Genomic DNA, 21324 nt, shown 5'->3' with positions numbered 1-21324 from the left:
CGATCACCACCACGTGGTCGTGCTGGTGTGGGCCACGCGCGGGTTGCTCGGGCTGCTGCGGATGTCCAGCGGGTCGCTGCCCCGGCGTACCTCCTCGCCGTCGCTCTTGCCGCCGTTGTCGGTGTCCCAGTCGCACGGGTTGGTGTGGATGCGGCGCACCTCCCGGCCGTCGCCGAGCCGGTCGCGGTCGGTGTCCGCACGCCTCGGGTTCGAGAAGCAGCTGCGGTAACCGGGCGCGTGCCGCTTCACCTCGCGACCGTCGCTCAGGCCGTCGCGGTCGGTGTCCTTGCGCAGCGGCCGCGTGTGCGTCCGGATGACCTCCCGGCCGTCGCTCAGCCCGTCGCGGTCGGTGTCGGGCCGCGTCGGACGCGTGCCGGTCTTGCGGACCTCGCGACCGTCGGACAGCCCGTCCCCATCGGTGTCCCGGACGGTCGGGTCGGTGCTCGTCACGGCGACCTCACGGCCGTCGCGGAGGCTGTCGCCGTCCGTGTCGGGGTCATTGGGGTCGGTCTGCGTGTCGTCGACCTCGCGGCCGTCGGCCAGGCCGTCGTCGTCGCTGTCCCGGTCGCCGGGGTCGGTCGCGGTGTCGTCGACCTCGCGGCCGTCGGTCAGGCCGTCGGCGTCGGTGTCGGGGTCGGTCGGGTCGGTGCTGGTCTCCTTGACCTCGGCACCGTCGGTCAGGCCGTCCCCGTCGGAGTCCGCGACGACCGGGTTGGTGCCGGCGTCGGTCTCGGCGTCGTTGCCCAGGCCGTCACCGTCGAGGTCGTCGGGCGTCGGGGTGCCCGGGCCCTCGGACCCGGAGTCGCCCTCGCCGGGGTCGCCCGCGTCGTTGGGGTCGGTGCCGGCGGCGACCTCGGCGCCGTCGTCGATCCCGTCGTCGTCGGAGTCGGCGTCGCCCGGGTCGGTCGGCTCGCGGCCGAAGCCCTCGTTGGCCGAGCCGGACGTCTCCTCGTCATCGGTGAGCCCGTCGCCGTCGGCGTCCGCGGAGCCGACGCTGCAGGTCACGCCGCCCGCCGGCGCCGCCGCGACCGCGCGCAGCGGGAACAGGTCGGCCTCGAGCACGGTCGCCTCGCTGAGCCCGATCTTCACGTGCAGGACCGAGGCGCTCGCGGACGCGCGGGTGCCGTCGTCGCTCTCGACGACGTTCGTCGGCTGGCCGACGCTCAGCTCGACCTTCAGGAGCGGGTTGTCGGGCGATGTGACGTCGACCGGGCTCCCGTCGGCCGGCAGCGTGCGCTCCTGGCCGCCGAGCTCGACGGTCACCGCCGGTGCGCTCCAGCGGACCTCGGCGCCGTCGGCGTCACCGGTGGCGGTCGACGTGAGCACCGGTGGGTCCGTCACCGCGACCCGCACCTGGCCGCCCAGCAGCCGCACGTCGGCGGCGCTGCCGCGGGCGGTCGAGACGACGGAGCGGGTCCCGCTCCCCGCGAGGGTGGTCGCCTGGCGGACCGACGCGGTGCCGTCCAGGCTGAGCAGCTCGCCCGCGCCGGGCAGGCTCTCGGTGCCGACGTCGGCCGTCGACACCGAGGACCGGGTGAGGGGTACGCCCGGCGCGGGGCAGCGGGCGTCGCCGGCCCAGCGGGCCTGGGCGCTCGCGGTCGACACGCCCAGCTCGAGCAGGCCTGGCACGGTGCCGCCCGCGGTCTGGCCGGTGTCCGGTCGGAGGTGGTCGGGCAGCGCGTGCTGCTCCACGCTCGTGAGCAGGTCCGGCAGCGCCTGGTCGGCGAGGGCGGCGGACAGGTTGGTGGCGGCGGCGTTCGACTGCGGGCTGCCGTCCCCGTCGACGCTGCCGGTGGCGACCGCCACCCCGGCGTCGGCGAGCGTGGCGGCTCCGGGAACGTCGAGTCCGGTCAGGTGCAGGATCTCGGCCGAGGTCGCGGCTCGCACGTCCGTCGGTGGAGCCGCGCCGGCCGCGGACGACGGGGCGCCGACGGCCGTGAGCGAGTAGAGCGCGATCGTGCTGAGCCCTGCGCCGATGGCGAGGGTGGGACGAGTTCTCATCGGGCCTCCAAGGACCGAGAGCGGACCGGAGTCCCATGCCTCAGAACATCGCCTCGATCGCGCCCGGAGCACGGGCACTCGACGGAGTCCGAGAAACTCCGGCGTGGCACCCGGCCGCGAGGGCGAGCGCCACTCGCCCCGCTCGTACCCACGCCCGTCGGTGGCATGTCACCCCGAGGGGTGGTGCCGGTCGGCCCGCGGCCGCCCCGCGGTTGGACGTACGTCACGCCCCCCGCGTAGTCTTGAGGGTGCGCCGAAGGTCTGCCTGGTCCCAGACGGAGTGGATTCTCGCTCGGCGGCTCACCTCGAGCCGACGAAAAGCCCTATCGACGTGCCCGCACGACTCCATCCATCCAAGGAACTACCTCCCTTATGACGAGCACCATCTCCACTCTTCCCGATTACGACGCGCCGCAGGTTGCGGTCAACGACATCGGTTCTGAAGAGGACTTCCTCGCCGCGATCGACGCGACCATCAAGTACTTCAACGACGGTGACATCGTGGATGGCACCATCGTCAAGGTCGACCGGGACGAGGTCCTGCTCGACATCGGCTACAAGACCGAGGGCGTCATCCCCTCGCGCGAGCTGTCGATCAAGCACGACGTGGACCCCAACGAGGTCGTCCAGGTCGGCGACAAGGTCGAGGCCCTTGTCCTCCAGAAGGAGGACAAGGAAGGCCGCCTGATCCTGTCCAAGAAGCGCGCCCAGTACGAGCGCGCCTGGGGCACCATCGAGCAGGTCAAGGAGGAGGACGGCGTCGTCGAGGGCACCGTCATCGAGGTCGTCAAGGGTGGTCTCATCCTGGACATCGGCCTGCGCGGCTTCCTGCCCGCCTCGCTCGTCGAGATGCGTCGCGTCCGCGACCTCCAGCCCTACGTCGGTCAGACGCTCGAGGCGAAGATCATCGAGCTCGACAAGAACCGCAACAACGTGGTCCTGTCGCGCCGCGCCTGGCTCGAGCAGACCCAGTCCGAGGTTCGCCACGGCTTCCTGACCCAGCTCCAGAAGGGCCAGATCCGCAAGGGTGTCGTCTCCTCGATCGTCAACTTCGGTGCGTTCGTGGACCTCGGCGGCGTCGACGGTCTCGTCCACGTCTCCGAGCTGTCGTGGAAGCACATCGACCACCCGTCCGAGGTCGTCGCCGTGGGCGACGAGGTCACCGTCGAGGTCCTCGACGTGGACATGGACCGCGAGCGCGTCTCCCTGTCGCTGAAGGCGACCCAGGAGGACCCGTGGCAGCACTTCGCCCGGACCCACCAGATCGGTCAGATCGTCCCGGGCAAGGTCACCAAGCTCGTCCCCTTCGGCGCGTTCGTCCGCGTCGAGGAGGGCATCGAGGGCCTGGTCCACATCTCCGAGCTGGCCGAGCGCCACGTCGAGATCCCGGAGCAGGTCGTCCAGGTCAACGACGACGTCATGGTCAAGATCATCGACATCGACCTCGAGCGTCGCCGGATCTCGCTGTCGCTCAAGCAGGCCAACGAGACCGCGACCGCGGCGGACGTCGAGGAGTTCGACCCGACGCTGTACGGCATGGCCGCGACGTACGACGAGCAGGGCAACTACGTCTACCCCGAGGGCTTCGACCCGGAGACCGGCGAGTGGCTCGAGGGCTTCGACGAGCAGCGTGCCGTCTGGGAGGAGCAGTACGCCAAGGCGCACGCTCGCTGGGAGGCCCACGTCAAGCAGCAGGCCGAGGCCAAGGTCGCCGAGGCCGAGGCCGGCGAGGCGACGTCGTACTCCAGCGGCGGCAGCGACGAGGCCGCCGAGACCGAGGGCGGCTCGCTCGCCTCGGACGAGGCCCTGCAGGCTCTCCGCGAGAAGCTCACCGGCGGAGGCAACTGATCCGCTAGACCACGAAGGCCCGCCCTGGACCACCAGGGCGGGCCTTCGGGCATTTTCGCCCGGGACGAGCTGGCTCCGCCCTAGTGTCGGTCCATGTCGATCTCCCGTCGTAGCCTGCTCACGTCGGCCGCCGCGGCGCCGCCGGCCATCGCCCTCACCGCCGCCGAGGCAGCGGCGTACGCCGACCCCTCGGTCGCCGCCGACTCCGCCGCCGCGGGGAAGAACATCCTGATCTTCATCACCGACCAGGAGCGCAACATCCAGCACTTCCCGGCCGGCTGGGAGCAGGAGAACCTGCCCGGCCTGACCCGGCTGAAGGCGAACGGCGTGTCGTTCGAGAACGCCTTCTGCAACGCATGCATGTGCAGCCCGTCGCGGGCCACGCTGTTCACCGGGCTCTACCCGGCCCAGCACGGCGTGAAGAACACGCTCGAGCTGGACATGCCGGCCGAGTACTTCCCGCAGACCGAGCTGTCACCCGACCTGACGAACATCGCGTCGGTGATGTCGGCGGCCGGCTACGAGGTCGTCTTCAAGGGCAAGTTCCACCTGACCAAGCCGCTGGACGGGGTGGTGGAGCGCGAGGACGGCAGCTTCGCGGGCAACTGGACCCAGGCCGACCTCGAGCGCTACGGCTTCACCCGCTGGAACCCGCCGGACGCGGGCGGCAACCAGGACATCATCGAGGGCGGCGGCGGGGTCGCCGACAACGACTGGCGCTACCTCTCGGAGGACGGTCCCAACGAGGAGGGCAAGGAGGGCGTCCACGCGTTCCTCAACGCCCGGGTCGGCGCCGAGCAGCCGTGGTGCCTGATCGTGTCGCTGATCAACCCGCACGACGTGCTGTTCTACCCCGGGCCGCCGAACATGGACCCGCCGAAGTGGGTGCAGGCCGGGTACGGCGACCCGTCCTGGTACGAGGGCGACATCGGCATCCCGCTCACGCACGACGAGGACCTGTCGACCAAGCCCTCGGCCCAGCAGAGCTACGTCCGGCTGCTGAACGCGTTCGGCCGGCCGCGGACGGTCGAGGAGAAGCAGAACTACCTGAACTTCTACGGCAACCTGATGAAGCTCGTCGACGGCTACCTGGTCGAGATCCTGGACCTGCTGGAGACCAACGGCCAGCTGGCGGACACGATCGTGATGCGGACGTCCGACCACGGCGAGCAGGGCCTGGCGCACCAGATGCAGCAGAAGAACTTCAACTTCTACGAGGAGACGCTGAAGGTCCCGCTCATCTACTCGAACCCGGAGCTGTTCCCCACGGCGCGGACCTCACGCCAGCTGGTTTCGCACGTCGACATCCTGCCGACGCTCGCGTCGCTGGTGGAGGCGCCGGACGAGGCCCGCAACCCGCAGTGGCGCGGCGTCGACTACTCCGGCCACGTGCTCGGCACGGCGTCCGGCGAGACGCAGGACCGGGTCGTGTTCACCTACGACGACTTCCAGGCCGGGCAGAAGACCGGGCCGTACGTGCGGCAGCCGAACCACATCCGGTCGATCCGCGAGAAGCGGTGGAAGCTCGCGAAGTACTTCGACCCGAACGACGTCGAGCCCACCGAGTGGGAGATGTACGACCTCAAGCGGGACCCGCTCGAGCGCCGCAACCTCGCCCACGACCCGCGCAAGATGACGCGGGAGCAGCGGGCTCAGTTCAAGCGGCTCAAGCGGCGGCTCGACCAGATCGAGCGCACCACCCTGAGGCCGCTGCCGCTGCACTGACAGGCGGTGTGGCCGGCGTCGGTGGGCCGTCAGTGGGCCAGCGGGGCACGGAAACGCGGGTCCTCGGCGTGCGAGGAGGGCGGACGCAGCGGGCCGCGGCCGTCGCGGGCGATGGAGCGGATGGACGCAGCGGCCATGGCGGCTGCGATGACGAGGAGGATCATCAGGAAGGTCATGGCAGTAATCCTGCGCCTGATGCTTTCCTGCCACGAGTGGCAGAAAAGTCACTTCTCGTTGATTTCCTGCCACTCCTGAGGCAGGCTGTCCCCATGCAGAAGGTGGCCGTGATCGTGCAGGACGGCGCCGAGCCGTTCGGGCTGGGCTCGCTCGTCGAGGTGTGGGGCGAGCCGGAGCACCCCGAGGACGGCACGCCGGTCTTTGACTTCCAGGTGTGCACGCCGCGTCCTGGCCGGGTCCGGGGCCGCTCCGACTACGACCTCTTCGTCGAGCGCGGGCTCGACGCCACGCTCGACGCCGACCTGGTCTGCCTGAGTCCCAAGCACGGGTTCCTCGAGCACGACCCGGCGGTGCTCGAGGTCGTGCGGGCGGCGTACGACCGCGGGGCGATCATCTACGCGCACTGCTCCGGCGTCTTCGAGCTCGGTGCGGCCGGGCTGCTGGACGGGCGCGACTGCACGACGCACTGGCGCTACGGCGACCTGCTCGCGCGGATGTACCCCGAGGCGAAGGTGTGCCCCGACGTCCTCTACTGCCGCGACGGCAACGTGCTCACCGGCGCCGGCTCGGCTGCGGGCATCGACGCCTCGCTGCACCTGATGCGCGAGCAGTTCGGCGCCAAGGTCGCGACCGCGACCGCCCGCCGCATCGTCGTGCCCCCGCACCGCGACGGCGGACAGGCGCAGTTCATCGCCAACGCCGTGCCCGACTGCGAGGCCGAGACCCTCGGTCCGCTGCTCGAGTGGATCGTGCAGAACCTGTCCGAGGACCTCGGCGTCGAGACGCTGGCCCGCCGCAGCCACATGTCGGCGCGCACGTTCGCGCGCCGCTTCCGCGCCGAGACCGGGACGACGCCGCACTCGTGGGTGACCAAGCAGCGGGTGCAGGCCGCCGAGGAGCTGCTCGAGCGCACCGACCACTCGATCGACTGGATCGCCGACGAGGTCGGGTTCGGCAACGCCGCGACCCTGCGCCACCACTTCGGCCGGGTGCGCGGGCTGAGCCCGCAGCAGTACCGCCGCCGCTTCGCCGGCTAGCCGGGAACCCTGGCCCGGCTGCGGACATGTCCGGGTATGCAGCGAGGAGGAGCGGTGGCCGCCGAGCACGATCTCGTGGAGCGGCTGCGCGACGGTGACCCGGACGCCCTCGCCGCGCTCTTCGACAGCTACGGCGACCGGATCTACAACCACTGCTTCCGCGCCACCGGCGACTGGGCCGAGGCCGAGGACGCGACCTCCACGGTCTTCCTCGAGGTGTGGCGGCACCGGCGCCGGGTGCTACTGCACGACGACAGCGTGCTGCCATGGCTGTACGGCGTCGCCACCAACGTCTGCCGCAACCTGACCCGCTCCCGGCGGCGGCGGCTGCGGGCCGTGGCGGCGCTCCCGCGGCCGGCCGCCGAGCCGGACCACGCCGACCGGGTGACCGACCGGCTCGGGTCGACCGCGCGGATGCAGGCCGTGCTGGATGCCGTCGAGGCGCTGCCGGCCCACGAGCGCGAGGTGCTCGGCCTGGTCGCCTGGTCCGGCCTCTCCTACGAGCAGGCCGCCGCCGCGCTCGACGTGCCCGTCGGCACCGTGCGGTCCCGGCTCTCCCGGGCCCGGTCCCGACTCACCGACCTGACCTCTGGAGGAGACCGCGATGCGTGACCTGACCCCGCCGCCCGACGAGCCGCTGCCCGACCAGTCTCGCGCCCGGATCCGCGCCGAGCTGCTCGAGGCGGCGCAGCAGCCGCCTCGGGGACGCCGCTGGCTGGTCCCGGCGGTCGTCGCCGCCGCCGTCGTCCTGGTCTCCGCGCTGACCGCCTGGGCGGTGCAGCTGGGGCCGGACGACGAGTCCGGCGCCCCGGCGGTCGCGCCGACCACCTCCGCGCCCGTGCCCGAGCCGACCCCTCCGGACCCGACCGCGACCGGGCCGTCCGACCCCGACGACCCCGGCGACCACTGGGCCGGCCACGGGCCGTGCGCCCAGGAGCTGCGCAACCCGTTCCCCGGCGCGGAGCAGGCGGCGGCGTTCGACGAGCACACCAGCCTCTGGGTGAAGGGGGACCGGTTCGCCCTGTGCGACATCCGGGACCGCACGACCGTCCACGGACCGCGGCCGCTGGCACCGGTCGAGGAGATCGGCACCTACGCCGTCAGCACGATCTTCACGGACTCGGGGAAGGTCACCCGCGTCGCCGGAGGCGTGGTCCCCGACGGCGCCCTGGCGTACGACGTCGCGTACACCTTCCCCGACGGGCAGACCGTGCGGGCGGAGACCACCGAGGGCGGCGGCCGCACGTGGTGGCGGGTGGTGCACAGCTACGAGAGCTCCGGGAACGAGATGAAGCAGCCGCCGATCGAGGTGACCGTGTCGTACTCAGGGGTGCAGGAGCGCTACGTGCTCGACTGGGCGACCGACACCTGTGCCCAGGTCAACCACGGCTGCTAGAGGCCGAGGTCGGCGGCCAGCTGCGCGGTCACCTGCTCGAAGTGCGCGTCGTAGTCGAGCACGCCGCGGTGCATGTGGCCGAACAGCTCCAGCGAGACGTGGCCGAACACGGTCTTCCACGCCATCAGCCAGCGCACCAGCCGCTCCTCGCCGATCGGCGCGCCGACCGCGTCGAACACCGGTGCCAGCGCGGCGCTCTCGGCGGGTGACAGGGGAGCCGTCGCGGCGAGGGTGTGCCCGGCTCGCTCGGAGGCCAGGGCCAGCGCCAGGAACGCGCCGGTGACCCGTCCCGCGGGGGTCACGGTGGTGTCCGGAGCGGCGTACCCGGGGACGGGGGAGCCGTAGACGAGCGCGTACTCGTGTGGGTTCGCGCGAGCCCAGTCGTGGATCGCCCGGCACAGCGCGCGGAACCGCGCACCGAGGTCGTCGCCGGCCGCGTCCTGGGCGCGCTCGACCGCGTCGCCGAGCTCGTCGTACGCCTCGACGATGAGCTCGGTGAGCAGGTCGTCGCGACTCGGAAAGTAGCGGTAGACCGCCGACGAGACCAGGCCGACCTCGCGGGCGATCGCGCGCAGCGACAGGGCCGCGGGGCCGACCTCGGCGAGGTGGCGGCGGGCGGTCTCCTGGATCGCGCGGGTCTGCTCGGCGCGGTTCTCGACGCGGGACTTCGGGGCCATGCAGGCATCCTGGCACATTTCGAGAGCACTGCTCTTGTTTTCGGGGTCCGGGTGTGTCACTGTTGCCAAACCGAGAGCAGTGCTCTCGATATGGACCTCAGGAGGAAGTCATGACCGATCTGCACGTCGTCGTCGGAGCCGGGCCCGTCGGGCTCGCAACCGCCACCGAGCCGACCGCCCAGGGCCACGAGGTGCTGCTGGTCAGCCGCTCGGGGACCGGCGCCGAGGTCGCCGGCGCGCGGCGGGTGGCCGCCGACGCCGCGGACCCGGACCGGCTCACCGAGCTCGCCGCCGGCGCGGTCGCGCTCTACAACTGCATCAACCCGCCGTCGTACGACGTGTGGCAGGCCTACTGGCCGCCGGTGGCCGCGGCGTTCCTCGAGGCCGCCGAGCGGACCGGGGCCGTGCTGGTGACCGCAGCGCCGCTCTACGCGTACGGCGCCGTCGCGGGCCCGATGACCGAGGACCTGCCGGATGCCGCGACCGGCGCCAAGGGTCGGCTGCGGGCCGCGATGTGGGCCGAGGCGAAGCAGCGCCACGACGCCGGCCGGATCCGCGCGGTCGAGGTGCGCGGCTCCGACTACATGGGCCCGCTCAGCACCAACGCCCACATCCCGCAGGTGGCCCCGCGCGCGCTGAAGGGCAAGGGCGTGCGCGTCTTCGGTCGTGCCGACCAGCCGCACGCGTTCACCGACGTGCGCGACATGGGCCGGGCGCTGGCCGCCGTCGCGCAGGCGCCCGGCACGTGGGGGCGGGTGTGGCACGCGCCGACCAACCCGGCGGTGACCCAGACCCAGGCGGTCGCCGACGTCTGCCGCGCCGCGGGCCGCGAGCCGGTGCCGGTCAGGGCGTGGCCGAAGGCGCTGCTCGGCCTCGGCGGTGCCGTGGTGCCGCTGCTGAGAGAGATGCGTGAGACCGAGTACCAGTTCCTCGCGCCGTACGTCGTCGACTCGAGCGGGATCGAGCGGGAGCTCGGCCTGGAGCCGACGCCGTGGGAGGAGGTGTGCCGCGCGACCGCCGAGGCCGCGCTCGCTCGGACGACGTCTCCGGCGGCCTCCGTGTAACGAACCCGGCTCGCGGACACAGGTAGGTGTCGACGGCAGGAAGAGTTCCGCCGTCGACGTCGGGCAGGGCCAGTGGGAGCTGGCGCACGAACTCGGCCCGATCAACCTGGGGAGGGATGACGTGGTGGGAGAACCCATCGAGACGTACTGCGAAGAAGGCCGGTGGCGGAACTCGGTCGGGCTCCACGGGCCGGTGACCGGTGAGTTCGGGACCAGGGAGGCGGCCTTGGAGGCGGGCCGGGACGAGGCGCGGGTGCGCGGGGTGCTGCACATCGTCCGCGACCTCGAGGGCAAGGCCGTCGAACGCCGCCGCTACCCTCGCCGGTCCGAGGAGCTGCCGGGCTGACCGTTGCGCTCCACGGCCGCCGTCGCGCCTGACGGGGTCTGTCGGTGCGCACGCCTAGAGTTCGTCTCGTGAAGCCACGATGAGCAAGGAAGCAGCGGTGCGGGCGATGCGGGAGGCCCGCTACCTCGAGAGCTCGACCAGGTCAGCGCCCGCCGCGACTCCGGCCCCGAGACGGGCTACGAGACCGGCCAGGACCCAGGAGACCGGCCCGGTGTCTCCAGCGGCTCCCACCGACGCTCTGTGTGGACACCGCTCGATGAACGGTCGCACGTGCACCCGGGAGCACGGCCACGCGGCGAAGAGCCACCGCTACTCCTGACGGGTGCGGCCGAGCACGAAGATGCCGGCCAGCACGATGCCGAGCCCCACGACCTCCAGAACCATGGCCGCCGGCGAGCCGCTCGGACGCTCGGCGAAGACCACGATGCCGAAGGTCAGGGCCGTCAGCGGATTCACCAGGTTCAGCATCGGCAACGACTCGGGCAGCCGGGTGCGGTTGTAGATGTGCTGGTTCAGCAGGAACCCGGTGAGGCCGACGGTGACCATCGTGTAGACCGGCCAGGACGTGAGCAGCGCGCCATCGCTCCAGACACTGGTGGTGGACTTGATCGCGCCCGCCATCAGGCCGAACACGATGCCCCCGGCCGTCCCGAGCAGCAGGCCCCGATGCGCCAGGAACCGCAGCGAGGCGCGCAGCGCCAGCAGCACCCCCACCGCCCCGACGCCGATCAGCACGGCGGCGGCTCGCCCGTCCGGCAGGTCGGTCCCGCCGGTCGGCCCTGCGCCGACCAGGAACAGGCCGAGACCGACGGCGGTGACCGCGCCCCAGATGACGGTGCGACGCGGTGGCGCGTGGCGCTCGAGGAGGTCGCGGAACACCATCGAGAAGAACAGCGCCGTGACGGCCAGGGGCTGGACGAGGGTCAGGGTGCCCAGGTGCAGTGCGGTGGCGTGCAGGGCGAGACCGACCAGCGAGGCGACCACCCCGAGGTACCACCGCCACTCCGACAGGACGTGCCGTGCCAGCTCGCTGGCGCGTGCGCCCTGGCCGGCGCCGGACGCTCCGTAGTGCATCAGGGCCGTGGACCAGCCCGCGGCCACCGCCGAGGCGAGCGCGACCGCTCCTGCCAGCCAGCTCACGCGAGCCCCTCCTGGTCCGGCGGGTGGGAGGCCGGATGCAGACCGGCGGTCCCACCGTAGGTCATGCGGTCCGTGCCGCTGCCGACCAGGGTCAGGACACGAGCTTCCACTGCCCTTCGGAGATGACCTCGACGGCGCCGTCGACGACCTGGATGGCCGTCTGGTCGTCGATCGCGTAGCCGGGTCCTGCGATGCCGGCCGCCCACTGCTCCGCCTCGGCCATCGAGTTGCCCGGCATGCCGTCGGGGGCCAGGTGCGGGCAGATCGAGAAGTCGACCAGGCCCAGGGTGCTGTCGTCACCGGACGGTGGGCGCCACTGGATGAAGTCCTCCCCGACCTCCGGGGTCAGCACCATGCTGCCTGCGCTCAGGCCCACCCAGACCGTCTCGGACAGCGTCGGCAGCAGCGCCGCCAGCCCGGACTCCCGCATCCAGTGGCTCAGGTAGAGCACGTCGCCGCCGCCGGCCAGCAGGACGTCGGTCTCCTTCACCAAGGGCACCCACCGCTCCTCGTCGAGGCTCGGCAGCGCGGTCAGCTCGAGCACCCCGACGGACTTCCACCCCAGCCCGACCATCGGGTTCTCCGACGTCCCGCTGATGAACTGCCAGGCCCGGACGCCGGGCCCGACCCAGGGGTGGCCGTACGCCGCCGTGGGGATGCACAGGGCGGTGGCCTCGGCGATCGGCTTGCCCAGCAGGTCGACCAGCGCCTGCCGGATGCTGGCGTTCGTGACACCTCCGGACGTGAGAAGGAGCTTCAACAGTGCCTCCGGGTCGGGTGCGGTCTCAGGGTGTGGCGTGCTGACCGGTGGCCGGCGCCGAAATCATCGCTCGTGCGGCACGGGTCCGGGACGCCGCCCCCACGACGCCGCGAGCGTCGGCGGCACGAAGAACGCGCCCGCCTCCCGCAGCGCGGCAGCGAGCCGGTCGTGGAGGGTGTCGACGTCGAGCTGGTCAGCGGTGACGAGCCCGAGCGAGACCATCCGCGTCGCCAGCGACCGGACGACGCCGGCGAGCAGTCCGGGCCCGACCGGCGAGTCGGGCGGGAGGTACTGCGTGATCGCGAGCGCGCCGATGTCCTCCAGGCCGACGTCGGCGTGGATCGCCTGGAGCCGCGACCCGATCGTCGGATCCGCGCCGGCCGAGCGCAGCGTCGCCGCCACGAGCCCGAACATCTCCGACACCAGGGGTACGGCGGGCTCGGCGCCGGCCGCGCGGGTGTCGTAGTCGAGCGTGACCACCAGGCCGCCGGGCCGCACGGACCCGAGGTAGTGGCGCAGCACGGCCGCCGGGTCGGCGAGGTGCAGCACCAGCAGCCGGCTCACGACCGCGTCGTACTCGCCGTCGCCGGGCGCCCGGGTGACGTCGCCCTCCACGAAGGAGACGTTGGCCAGCCCGTCGCACCGCGCCCGCGCCGTCTCGACCATCCGCGGGTCGTTGTCGAGGCCGACCACCTCGCCGGACGGGCCGACCAGCTCGGCGAGGATGACGGCGGAGTCGCCGATCCCGGTGCCGAGGTCGAGCACCCGCATGCCCGGGCCGATCCCGGCGGCGCGGAACAGGATGCGCGTCGGTTCCGCGATCCGTGCGGACTGCTGCTCGAGCCGGGTGAGCTCGGCGTCGTCGGAGCCGAGGGAGTAGGTCGTCACACGCCGTTTGATACCGCATCCGGCAGGATGTCCGCCATGCGAGTGGGGCTGACGGGCGGCATCGGGTCGGGCAAGAGCACGGTGGCGGCGATCCTCGCCGAGCTCGGCGCGGTCGTGATCGACGCCGACCGGCTGGCGCGCGAGGTGGTCGCGAAGGGCACCCCGGGGCTGGAGCAGGTCGTCGCGGCGTTCGGGCCCGAGATCCTCACGCCCGAGGGCGACATGGACCGCGCCAAGGTCGGGGAGATCGTCTTCAACGACGAGGCGAGGCGGAAGGTGCTCGAGGGGATCGTGCACCCGCTGGTGTTCGAGCGGTACGCCGAGCTCGAGGCGAGCGCCCCGAAGGACGGCGTGGTCATCCACGACATCCCGCTGCTGGCGGAGTCCGGCCGCGCCGACACGTTCGACGCCGTGGTGGTCGTCGACGTGCCCGCCGAGGTTCAGGTCGAGCGGCTCGCCCGCGACCGGGGCATGTCGCGCGAGGACGCCGAGGCGCGGATCGCGGCGCAGGCGACGCGCGAGCAGCGGCGCGCGATCGCGACGTACGTCATCGACAACACCGGAACGCGCGAAGACCTCCGTCAGCGTGTGACGGAGGTCTTCGAGCGGTTGACTGCGTAGCGGCTACGCGGCGAGGTCCGGGTCACCCAGACGACGCAGCTTCTGCAGCGCCTCGCGCTCGAGCTGGCGGACCCGCTCGGCGGAGATGCCGTGCTTGGCGCCGATGTCGGCGAGCTTGTGCTGCCGGCCGTCGACGAGCCCGTAGCGGGAGCGGATGATGTCCGCGGCCCGCTCGTCCAGCTGCCCGACCAGGTCGTTGAGCCGGTCGCGCGACTCCACGTCGAGCACGGTGAGATCAGGTCCCGGAGCGGTCTCCTGGGCCATCAGGTCGCCCAGCGAGGTGCCGCCGTCCTCGTCGACGGGGGAGTCCAGCGAGACGTGCTCGCGGCCCCACGCCATCAGGTCGAGGACCCGGTCGAGGTCCATCCCGAGCTCGGCGGCGATCTCCGCGGCGTCGGGCTCACGGCCGAGCTGGCGCTCGAGCGTGCGGCGCGCGCCGCCGACCTGGTTGAGCTCCTCGACCACGTGCACGGGCAGGCGGACGACGCGCGCCTGCTGGGCGATCCCGCGGGTGATGGCCTGCCGGACCCACCAGGTCGCGTACGTCGAGAACTTGTAGCCCTTGGTGTAGTCGAACTTCTCGACCGCCCGGATCAGGCCGGTGTTGCCCTCCTGGATCAGGTCGAGCATCGGCATCTGGGCGCGGCCGTACTTGCGCGCGATCGAGACGACCAGGCGCAGGTTGGCGTTGATGAACGTCGTGGTGGCCTTGCGGCCCTCCTCGGCCAGCCACTCCAGCTCTTCCTGGGTGGCCGACATCGGGGCGCCGCCCTTCTTGCGGCCGACCCGGCCCTCGGCGAGCAGGTGCTCGGCCATCAGGCCGGCTTCGATGGTCTTGGACAGCTCGACTTCGGAGGCGGCGTCGAGAAGCGGATTGCGGGCGATCTCGTCGAGGTACAGGCCGACGCTGTCGCGGCCCTCGATCTCGCGCGTGCCGGTTGCAGTACGTGTTGCCATGGGACGCCCTCCTCTCGTCGGTGGCTGGCGCCCTTGCGCCCCCCACACGTGCTGTTCAACGTCCACGGTGTCCGAAGGATTCCCTGGTCAAACGTTGAACCTGTTGTCTGCAATGACGTGCGAGGGGCGTCCGGAGTTGCGTCCGGGACGTACTCTCAGGGACTTCTCAGGGTTTCGTCTCCGCGAGACCGAAGCGGTCGAGCATCCACGCGAGGGCGAACGCGCGGTCGTGCCAGGACTTGTACCGGCCCGAGACGCCGCCGTGCCCGGCGGCCATCTCGGTGCGCAGCAGGAAGTCGCGGCGACCGGTGGCGGTCGCCCGCAGCCGGGCGATCCACTTCGCGGGCTCGACGTACAGCACCCGGGTGTCGTTGAGCGAGGTCTCGGCGAGGATCGGCGGGTAGTCGACGGCGGCGACGTTGTCGTACGGCGCGTACGACGCCATGTACTCGTACACCTCCGGATCGGCCTCCGGGTTGCCCCACTCGTCGTACTCGGTCACGGTCAGCGGCAGCGTCGAGTCGAGCATCGTGGTCAGCGCGTCGACGAACGGCACGCCCGCGACGACGCCCGCGAACAGCTCGGGTGCCTGGTTGACCACCGCGCCCATCAGCAGCCCGCCGGCGCTGGCGCCCTCGGCGACCAGCACGTCGGGCGTGGTCCACCCGGTGTCGACCAGGTGGCGCGCGCAGGCGATGAAGTCCGAGAACGAGTTCTGCTTGTGGAACAGCTTCCCGCCGTCGTACCAGCGCCGGCCCATCTCGCCGCCGCCGCGCACGTGCGCGATCGCGAACGCGGCGCCGCGGTCGAGCAGCGAGAGGCGCGCGATGGAGAAGTACGGGTCCATCGACGCCTCGTAGGCGCCGTACCCGTAGAGCAGCGTCGGCACGGGGCCGGTGCCGCCGCCGACGCCCTCGCGGGCGCCGCGCTTGGCCACGATCGAGATCGGCACCCGCTCGCCGTCCTCGGCGGTGGCCCAGAGCCGGTGCTCCTCGTAGTCGTCGGGGTCGTAGCCGCCGAGCACGGGAGCGCGGCGCAGCAGCGTGAGCTCGCGGGTGCGGACGTCGTAGTCGTAGACCGACGACGGCACCGCCATCGTCGTGTAGCCGAGCCGGACCACCGGCTGGTGGAAGCCGGGGTTGCCGGACGAGCCGACCGTGTAGACCTCGTGGTCGAACTCGACGAGGTAGTCGTCGGTGACGCCGGAGTCGCCGAGCTCGAGGATCCGCAGCTGGGTGAGCCCGTCGCTGCGCTGGTGGACGACGAGGTGGCCGGCGAAGGCGTCGACGTCCTCGAGGCGCACGGCGGGGTCGTGCGGCACCAGGGGCACCCAGTCCTCGGCGGGCGTGGGGGCGATCGGCGCGGTCGCGAGCTCGAAGTCGGCGCCGGTGTGGTTGTGCATGACGAGGAACGTGTCCGCGCCGGCGAGCACCGCGTGGTCGAGGGAGTACTCCAGCCCCTCCCGGCGCTCGGCGAACGTGCGGAAGCCGAGCTCGGGGGCGTCGGCGTCGAAGAACCGGTACTCCGAGGTGATCTTGGAGCCGCTCGCGACCACGATGAACCGGTCGCTGCGGGTGCGGCCGACGCCGACCCAGAAGCGGCCGTCGGTCTCGTGGTGGACCAGCTCGTCGGCGGACTGCGCGGTGCCGAGCCGGTGCCGCCAGACCTTGTCGGCGCGCCAGCTCTCGTCGACGGTCGTGTAGTAGAACGCCTGCCCGTCGCGGTCCCAGGTGGCGCCGCCGAGTGCGCCGGTGATCTCGTCGGGCAGCAGCTCCCCGGTGTCGAGGTCCTTCACCCGCACCGTGTAGCGCTCGTCGCCCACCACGTCGGTGGAGTACGCCAGCAGGTTGCCGGCGGGGGAGACGGCCGAGCCGCCCAGCGAGAAGAACTCGTGGCCCTCGGCGAGCGCGTCCAGGTCGAGCAGCACCTGCTCGCCGGGCAGCGCCGGCTGGTCGGGTGCGGTGTCCTCGGCGGGCTTCGGGGGCGTCCAGTCGTCGGGGTCGGCGACCGGCACGCGGCAGCTGGCGCCGTACTCCTTGCCCTCGAACGAGCGCCCGTAGTACCAGTAGCCGCGGTTGCGGGTCGGGACCGAGAGGTCGGTCTCGCGGGTGCGGGCCTTGATCTCGTCGAAGATCGACTGGCGCAGGTCGGCGAGGTGGGCGGTGCGCTCCTGGGTGTAGGCGTTCTCCGCCTCGAGGTACGCCGTCACCTCGGGCGACTCCTTGGCCCGCAGCCACTCGTAGTCGTCCGTGCGGGTGGTGCCGTGGATCTCGCGGGTGGTGGCGCGCCGTTCGGCTGCGGGGGGCTGCATGCGCGCGACGATAGCGCCGTGGTGAACATCGACCTGAACGCGGACCTCGGCGAGGAGGTGACCGACGACGCGGCGCTGCTCGCGGTGGTCACCAGCGCGAACGTCGCGTGCGGCTACCACGCCGGGACGCCGGCGATCATGCGCGCGGTCTGCGAGGAGGCGGTGCGCCGCGGCGTCGCGATCGGCGCCCAGGTGTCGTACGCCGACCGGGAGAACTTCGGCCGGGTCGCGCGCGACGTCGACCACGACGTGCTGCGTGAGCAGGTCGCGGACCAGGTCGGGGTCCTGTCGGAGATCGCCGCGGCGGCGGGGACGTCGGTGCGCTACCTGAAGCCGCACGGCGCGCTCTACCACCGGGTGATCGACGACGAGCGGCAGGCGGCGGCCGTGCTGTCCGGGTCCGGCTCGCTGCCGGTGCTCGGGATGGAGGGCGCCTTGCTGGCCCAGGCCCGCGCGGTCGGCCGTGCGGTGTTCCACGAGGGCTTCCCGGACCGCGGGGACGGCGCCGACGGCCGGCTGCTGCCCCGGTCCGAGACCGGCGCGCTGGTCGAGGACGAGGACGCGATCGTCGCCCAGGCGCTCGAGCTGGCCTCCCGGGTCGACTCGGTGTGCCTGCACGGCGACAGCCCCGGCGCGGTCCGGCACGCGGTCGCGGTGCGGCGGGCGCTGGAGGCGGCTGGTTACCTAGTTCACAGCTTCTGATCGGCTGTTCAGCCACGGTGCGGCGCCCGAGCCGCCATGCTCCGCTGGTGACCACCGCACAGCGTGTCCTCGCCGCTGCCCTTCTCGTCCCCGCCCTCACCGTCCTCGGCGCCTGCAGCGCCAGCGTGTCGACGGGTGGCTACGACCCCGACGACGTCGCGAAGCAGGTGCAGGAGGCCCAGGAGGACGTCACGCCCGACCTGGACGTGACCGACGCGAGCTGCCCGGACGAGTCCGAGCCCGAGGAGGGCGACACGACCGAGTGCACGGTCGAGATCGACGGCGTCGAGGCGGCGTACACGGTGACCTTCACCGAGGTGACCGACGACGGCGTGAACTTCGAGGTCGAGCCGGTGCTGCCGATCGTGCTGGTGGCCACGGTGGTCGAGACGTTCCAGACCAGCATCGAGGAGCAGGGCTTCTCCGGCGTCGAGGTCGACTGCGGCGAGGCCGGCGTCGTCGTGCAGGAGGTCGGCTCGACCTTCACCTGCGACCTGACCGCCGACGGCGCGACCGTCGAGGGGACCGTGACGATCGACGACGCCGACGGCAACGTCAGCATCGAGTACTGAGCCTCTCTTGCGGGGCCTCTCTGCACAGGTCTGGACCACTGCCTGTGGAGTGTGCACTCCTGTTGTGGATGACCTGCCCGAACCTGTGGAGCGGCCTGTGAGTTCTCCGGACGTCTTGCGTCGTGTGACCTGGGTCTCGTAGAACTCTCCCTACCAGCTCACCGCAAGGCGAGCTGGAGATCGGACAGGAGCAACGATCCACACCACGAGGCAACTCGCGGCGTCGGCCCGGTGACGGGGGCGGCGGGGTCGGAGATCCGGTTCGGTGGACCGGGCGTCACGCAACCGGTCGAGCCGAAGGGCCCCTGGCGCTCATACCGCCGGGGGCCCTTCACCCATTTCCGCCAGACTGGACCCATGCAGCTGCGCCCGGTCGGTCCGCGAGCGGTGCTCGTCGAGGTCGAGGACGCCGCTGCCGCGCTCGCGCTCGCCACCTGGGCGCGCCCGCGCGTCCACGCCGACGAGATCGTCCCGGCCGCGACGACCGTGCTCTTCGACGGCGTCACGGACCTGGCGGCGCTGGCGGACTGGTCGCCGGGCGCGGACGCGCCGGCGGGTGAGCTGGTCGAGGTGCCGGTCGTGTACGACGGTCCGGACCTGGACTTCGTCGCCGAGCAGTGGGGCACCGACGTCGCCGGTGTCGTGGAGCGTCACACCGCGGTGGAGTACGTCGCCGAGTTCTGCGGGTTCGCTCCGGGCTTCTCCTACCTGGCCGGGCTGCCGGGCGACCTCGCCGTACCCCGGCTGGAGTCGCCGCGGCCCGCCGTACCGCCCGGGTCGGTGGGGCTCGCGGGGACGTGGTGCGGGGTGTACCCGACCGCGTCTCCCGGCGGGTGGCGGCTGCTGGGCCGCACCGACGCCGTGCTGTGGGACCAGGCGCGCGCCGAGCCGGCGCTGCTGCCGCCGGGCACGCGCGTGAGGTTCGTGGCGCGATGATCGAGGTGCTCGAGACGGGTCCATTGGTGACGGTCCAGGACCGGGGCCGCGTCGGGTTCGCCCACCTCGGCGTCCCGCGCGCCGGGGCGCTCGACGCGCCCGCGGCCGCGCTGGCCAACCGCGTCGTCGGCAACGACCCGGACGACGCCGTCCTGGAGGTGCTGCTCGGCGGGCTGGTGCTGCGCAGCACGGTGGCCCGCTGGCTCGCCGTGGACGGCCGGGCGGTCTGGCTGCCCGCCGGCGAGCGGCTGCGGGTCGAGCCGCCGGCGGCCGGGCTGCGGTCGTACGTCGCGGTCGCCGGCGGCATCGCCGTGGAGCCGGTGCTCGGGTCCCGGTCCACCGACACCCTCGCGTGGGTCGGCCCGCCCCGCGTCGAGCCCGGCACCCGGCTGCCGGTGGGGGAGCCGCGCCGTGAGCCGCCGGCGTTCGACGTCCCGCGGCCGCCGCGTCCGGGACCGCTGCGCGTCGTGCCCGGTCCGCGCGACGACTGGTTCACCCACGACGCGTTCGAGGTGCTGTGCGGCTCGCCGTATGTCGTCGAGGCCGACTCCAACCGCGTCGGGTTGCGCCTCGACGGGCCGGCTCTCCCGCGGCGCCGCGAGGGTGAGCTGCCCAGCGAGGGCATGGTGCTCGGGGCGGTGCAGGTGCCGCCGTCCGGGCGGCCCGTGGTGTTCCTCGCCGACCACCCGCCGACCGGCGGCTACCCGGTGATCGGCGTCGTGCACCCCGACGACCTCTGGCAGTGCGCGCAGGTCAGGCCGGGGGAGGAGATCCGGTTTCGTCGGTCGACTCCGGAGGCCGCCAGGGGCTGAGCTCCGGGTCGTCCATCGCGTAGCTGCGCACCGGGCCGGCCGGCGTCTCGGCGGTCTCGAACCGCACCGTCACCACCCCGCGTCCCGAGCCCCACACCCAGCCGCGGCCCATCTCGGTGTGCACGACGTCCATGCCGGGAGCCCAGGTACGCCGCGAGTGGTGGGGGACCTCGACCTCGGGGAGCTCCTCCACCTCCTCCTCGGCGGTCTCGCCGAACAGGTCCTCCTGCACCCAGTCGGCCAGCCCGGAGACGCCGACGCCCAGCAGCCGCACCCCGCCGGACGTGTCCAGGTCGGCGAGCAGGGAGCGCGCCAGCCGGGCGATGGTCGCGGGGCTGTCGGTGGGGGAGCCGAGCGTGGTCGAGCGGTTGAGCGTGGTGAAGTCGTGCAGCCGGACCTTGATCGTGACGGTCCGCCCGGACAGGCCGTGCTTGCGCAGCCGGCCGGACACCTCGCCGGCCTGGCGGGTCAGCAGGCTCTCCATCAGCCTCCGGTCGGTGAGGTCGGTGTCGTAGGTGCCCTCGACGCTCACGGACTTGGCCTCCCGCTCGGCGACCACCGGCCGGTCGTCCCGGGCGCGCGCGAGGCTGTAGAGCCAGTGCCCGCTGGCCTTGCCGAGGAGCCGCACCATCTCCTCCTCGCTGATCTGCTCGAGGTCGGCGACGGTGTGGACGCCGACGCGGCGCAGCCGCTCGGCGGTCGCGGGCCCCACGCCGGGGATGACCCGCACAGGCATCGGCCGCAGCAGGTCCTGCTCGGTGCCTGGCGCCACGACGACCAGGCCGTCGGGCTTGTCGAGGTCGCTGGCGACCTTCGCGATGAACTTGGAGGTGCCGACGCCGACCGACGCGGTCAGCCCGCCGGTCGCCTCGACCACGCGCTCCCGCAGCCGCTCGGCGAAGGCCGTCACGCTCGGCACCGACAGGTCGTCGAGGTCGGAGCGCGCCAGGTCCACGAACGCCTCGTCCAGCGAGAGCGGCTCCACCAGCGGTGACACGTCGCGCAGCAGCCGCATCACCCTCTCGCTGGTGTCGCGGTAGGCGTGGAAGCGGCCGCTGAGGAACGCCGCGTGCGGGCAGCGGGCGCGCGCCTCGCGCGTCGACATCGCCGAGCGGACGCCGTACACCCGGGCCTCGTACGACGCCGTCGACACCACGCCCCGGCCGCCGACCCCGCCCACGACCACCGGCTTGCCGCGCAGCGACGGCTTGTCGCGCTGCTCGACCGCGGCGAAGAACGCGTCGAGATCGAGGTGGAGCACCGACGCTTCCCCTCGCACAGGCGCACCCTACCCAGCGCCCCCGACAGCCCACGTTCCCTCCACAACGCGCCCTGTCGCAGTGCTCTCCCCAGC

The 21324-nt window shown here is 72.6% G+C and carries 21 protein-coding genes; 12 read left to right on the top strand and 9 right to left on the bottom strand.

The genetic code is table 11. The annotated features are described in order from the left end of the window. Positions 1-3: 3 nt before the first annotated feature. Positions 4-2001, bottom strand: coding sequence for a hypothetical protein (locus ABD875_RS04535; protein WP_345171655.1), 1998 nt, complete (start codon positions 1999-2001; stop codon positions 4-6). A 372-nt stretch (positions 2002-2373) separates the two neighbouring features. On the opposite strand from ABD875_RS04535, the gene rpsA reads away from it, so the two are divergent. Continuing rightward, positions 2374-3849: a 30S ribosomal protein S1 gene (gene rpsA, locus ABD875_RS04530; RefSeq protein WP_345171653.1), complete on the top strand. Its 1476-nt coding sequence runs from the start codon at positions 2374-2376 to the stop codon at positions 3847-3849. A 93-nt stretch (positions 3850-3942) separates the two neighbouring features. Further along, complete coding sequence (locus ABD875_RS04525) at positions 3943-5574, top strand: sulfatase family protein (RefSeq protein WP_345171651.1); 1632 nt, start codon at positions 3943-3945, stop codon at positions 5572-5574. 29 nt (positions 5575-5603) lie between these two features. Here ABD875_RS04525 and ABD875_RS04520 read toward each other — a convergent pair whose 3' ends face one another. Further along, the gene (locus ABD875_RS04520; protein WP_345171649.1) at positions 5604-5750 is read right to left on the bottom strand and encodes a hypothetical protein; all 147 of its coding nucleotides are present in this window, start codon (positions 5748-5750) and stop codon (positions 5604-5606) included. Positions 5751-5843: 93 nt separating this feature from the next. On the opposite strand from ABD875_RS04520, the gene ABD875_RS04515 reads away from it, so the two are divergent. The 3 genes from ABD875_RS04515 to ABD875_RS04505 are packed head-to-tail and all read left to right on the top strand — an operon-like array spanning position 5844 to position 8184. Further along, a complete protein-coding gene (locus ABD875_RS04515) occupies positions 5844-6788 on the top strand; it encodes a GlxA family transcriptional regulator (protein ID WP_345171648.1) in 945 nt (314 codons plus the stop codon). Between the two features lie 54 nt (positions 6789-6842). Further along, positions 6843-7400, top strand: coding sequence for an RNA polymerase sigma factor (locus ABD875_RS04510; RefSeq protein WP_345171646.1), 558 nt, complete (start codon positions 6843-6845; stop codon positions 7398-7400). Continuing rightward, positions 7393-8184, top strand: coding sequence for a hypothetical protein (locus tag ABD875_RS04505; protein WP_345171644.1), 792 nt, complete (start codon positions 7393-7395; stop codon positions 8182-8184). Before ABD875_RS04510 ends, ABD875_RS04505 begins: the two co-directional genes overlap by 8 nt. Here the strand turns inward: ABD875_RS04505 and ABD875_RS04500 are convergent. Beyond that, positions 8181-8861 carry a TetR/AcrR family transcriptional regulator gene (locus ABD875_RS04500; RefSeq protein WP_345171642.1) on the bottom strand — a complete coding sequence of 227 codons (681 nt, stop codon included), beginning with the start codon at positions 8859-8861 and terminating at the stop codon, positions 8181-8183. The two genes, ABD875_RS04505 and ABD875_RS04500, sit on opposite strands and share 4 nt — an antisense overlap. 110 nt (positions 8862-8971) lie before the next feature. Here ABD875_RS04500 and ABD875_RS04495 point away from each other — a divergent pair, with 110 nt between their 5' ends. Beyond that, a complete protein-coding gene (locus tag ABD875_RS04495) occupies positions 8972-9925 on the top strand; it encodes an NAD-dependent epimerase/dehydratase family protein (RefSeq protein WP_345171640.1) in 954 nt (317 codons plus the stop codon). Between the two features lie 124 nt (positions 9926-10049). Further along, positions 10050-10271, top strand: coding sequence for a DUF2188 domain-containing protein (locus ABD875_RS04490; protein ID WP_345171638.1), 222 nt, complete (start codon positions 10050-10052; stop codon positions 10269-10271). Between the two features lie 309 nt (positions 10272-10580). On the opposite strand, the gene ABD875_RS04485 is transcribed toward ABD875_RS04490, so the two are convergent. The 3 genes from ABD875_RS04485 to ABD875_RS04475 form a co-directional block, all read right to left on the bottom strand. Beyond that, complete coding sequence (locus ABD875_RS04485) at positions 10581-11411, bottom strand: DMT family transporter (RefSeq protein WP_345171636.1); 831 nt, start codon at positions 11409-11411, stop codon at positions 10581-10583. 91 nt (positions 11412-11502) lie between these two features. Next, on the bottom strand, positions 11503-12171 hold the full coding sequence (locus ABD875_RS04480) for a Type 1 glutamine amidotransferase-like domain-containing protein (RefSeq protein ID WP_345171634.1): 669 nt from the start codon (positions 12169-12171) through the stop codon (positions 11503-11505). Between the two features lie 63 nt (positions 12172-12234). Beyond that, positions 12235-13059 carry a methyltransferase domain-containing protein gene (locus ABD875_RS04475; RefSeq protein ID WP_345171632.1) on the bottom strand — a complete coding sequence of 275 codons (825 nt, stop codon included), beginning with the start codon at positions 13057-13059 and terminating at the stop codon, positions 12235-12237. 36 nt (positions 13060-13095) lie between these two features. Here ABD875_RS04475 and coaE point away from each other — a divergent pair, with 36 nt between their 5' ends. Continuing rightward, on the top strand, positions 13096-13680 hold the full coding sequence (coaE, locus tag ABD875_RS04470) for a dephospho-CoA kinase (RefSeq protein ID WP_345171630.1): 585 nt from the start codon (positions 13096-13098) through the stop codon (positions 13678-13680). A 3-nt stretch (positions 13681-13683) separates the two neighbouring features. Here coaE and ABD875_RS04465 read toward each other — a convergent pair whose 3' ends face one another. Both ABD875_RS04465 and ABD875_RS04460 read right to left on the bottom strand, forming a co-directional pair. Continuing rightward, complete coding sequence (locus ABD875_RS04465) at positions 13684-14637, bottom strand: sigma-70 family RNA polymerase sigma factor (protein ID WP_345171628.1); 954 nt, start codon at positions 14635-14637, stop codon at positions 13684-13686. Between the two features lie 166 nt (positions 14638-14803). Next, positions 14804-16948 carry a S9 family peptidase gene (locus ABD875_RS04460; protein WP_345171626.1) on the bottom strand — a complete coding sequence of 715 codons (2145 nt, stop codon included), beginning with the start codon at positions 16946-16948 and terminating at the stop codon, positions 14804-14806. Positions 16949-16966: 18 nt separating this feature from the next. Here ABD875_RS04460 and ABD875_RS04455 point away from each other — a divergent pair, with 18 nt between their 5' ends. The 4 genes from ABD875_RS04455 to ABD875_RS04440 all read left to right on the top strand — a co-directional run bounded on the left by ABD875_RS04455 (position 16967) and on the right by ABD875_RS04440 (position 19970). Then, the gene (locus ABD875_RS04455; RefSeq protein ID WP_345171624.1) at positions 16967-17650 is read left to right on the top strand and encodes a LamB/YcsF family protein; all 684 of its coding nucleotides are present in this window, start codon (positions 16967-16969) and stop codon (positions 17648-17650) included. Between the two features lie 47 nt (positions 17651-17697). Next, a complete protein-coding gene (locus ABD875_RS04450; protein WP_345171622.1) occupies positions 17698-18222 on the top strand; it encodes a DUF4333 domain-containing protein in 525 nt (174 codons plus the stop codon). A gap of 357 nt (positions 18223-18579) precedes the next feature. Next, on the top strand, positions 18580-19158 hold the full coding sequence (locus ABD875_RS04445; protein ID WP_345171620.1) for a 5-oxoprolinase subunit B family protein: 579 nt from the start codon (positions 18580-18582) through the stop codon (positions 19156-19158). Beyond that, positions 19155-19970 (top strand): 5-oxoprolinase subunit C family protein, encoded by an 816-nt coding sequence (locus ABD875_RS04440; protein WP_345171617.1) that lies wholly within the window; start codon positions 19155-19157, stop codon positions 19968-19970. Before ABD875_RS04445 ends, ABD875_RS04440 begins: the two co-directional genes overlap by 4 nt. Here ABD875_RS04440 and ABD875_RS04435 read toward each other — a convergent pair. Continuing rightward, positions 19912-21249, bottom strand: a complete 1338-nt coding sequence (locus ABD875_RS04435) for a DNA polymerase IV (protein ID WP_345171615.1) — start codon at positions 21247-21249, stop codon at positions 19912-19914. The two genes, ABD875_RS04440 and ABD875_RS04435, sit on opposite strands and share 59 nt — an antisense overlap. Between the last annotated feature and the right edge of the window lie 75 nt (positions 21250-21324).

The sequence above is a fragment of the Nocardioides caricicola genome (assembly GCF_039541135.1).
Taxonomy (GTDB): Bacteria; Actinomycetota; Actinomycetes; order Propionibacteriales; family Nocardioidaceae; genus Nocardioides; species Nocardioides caricicola.
Note: the sequence above shows the minus strand (reverse complement) of the source record. Positions and strands in the feature narration are given on the sequence as shown.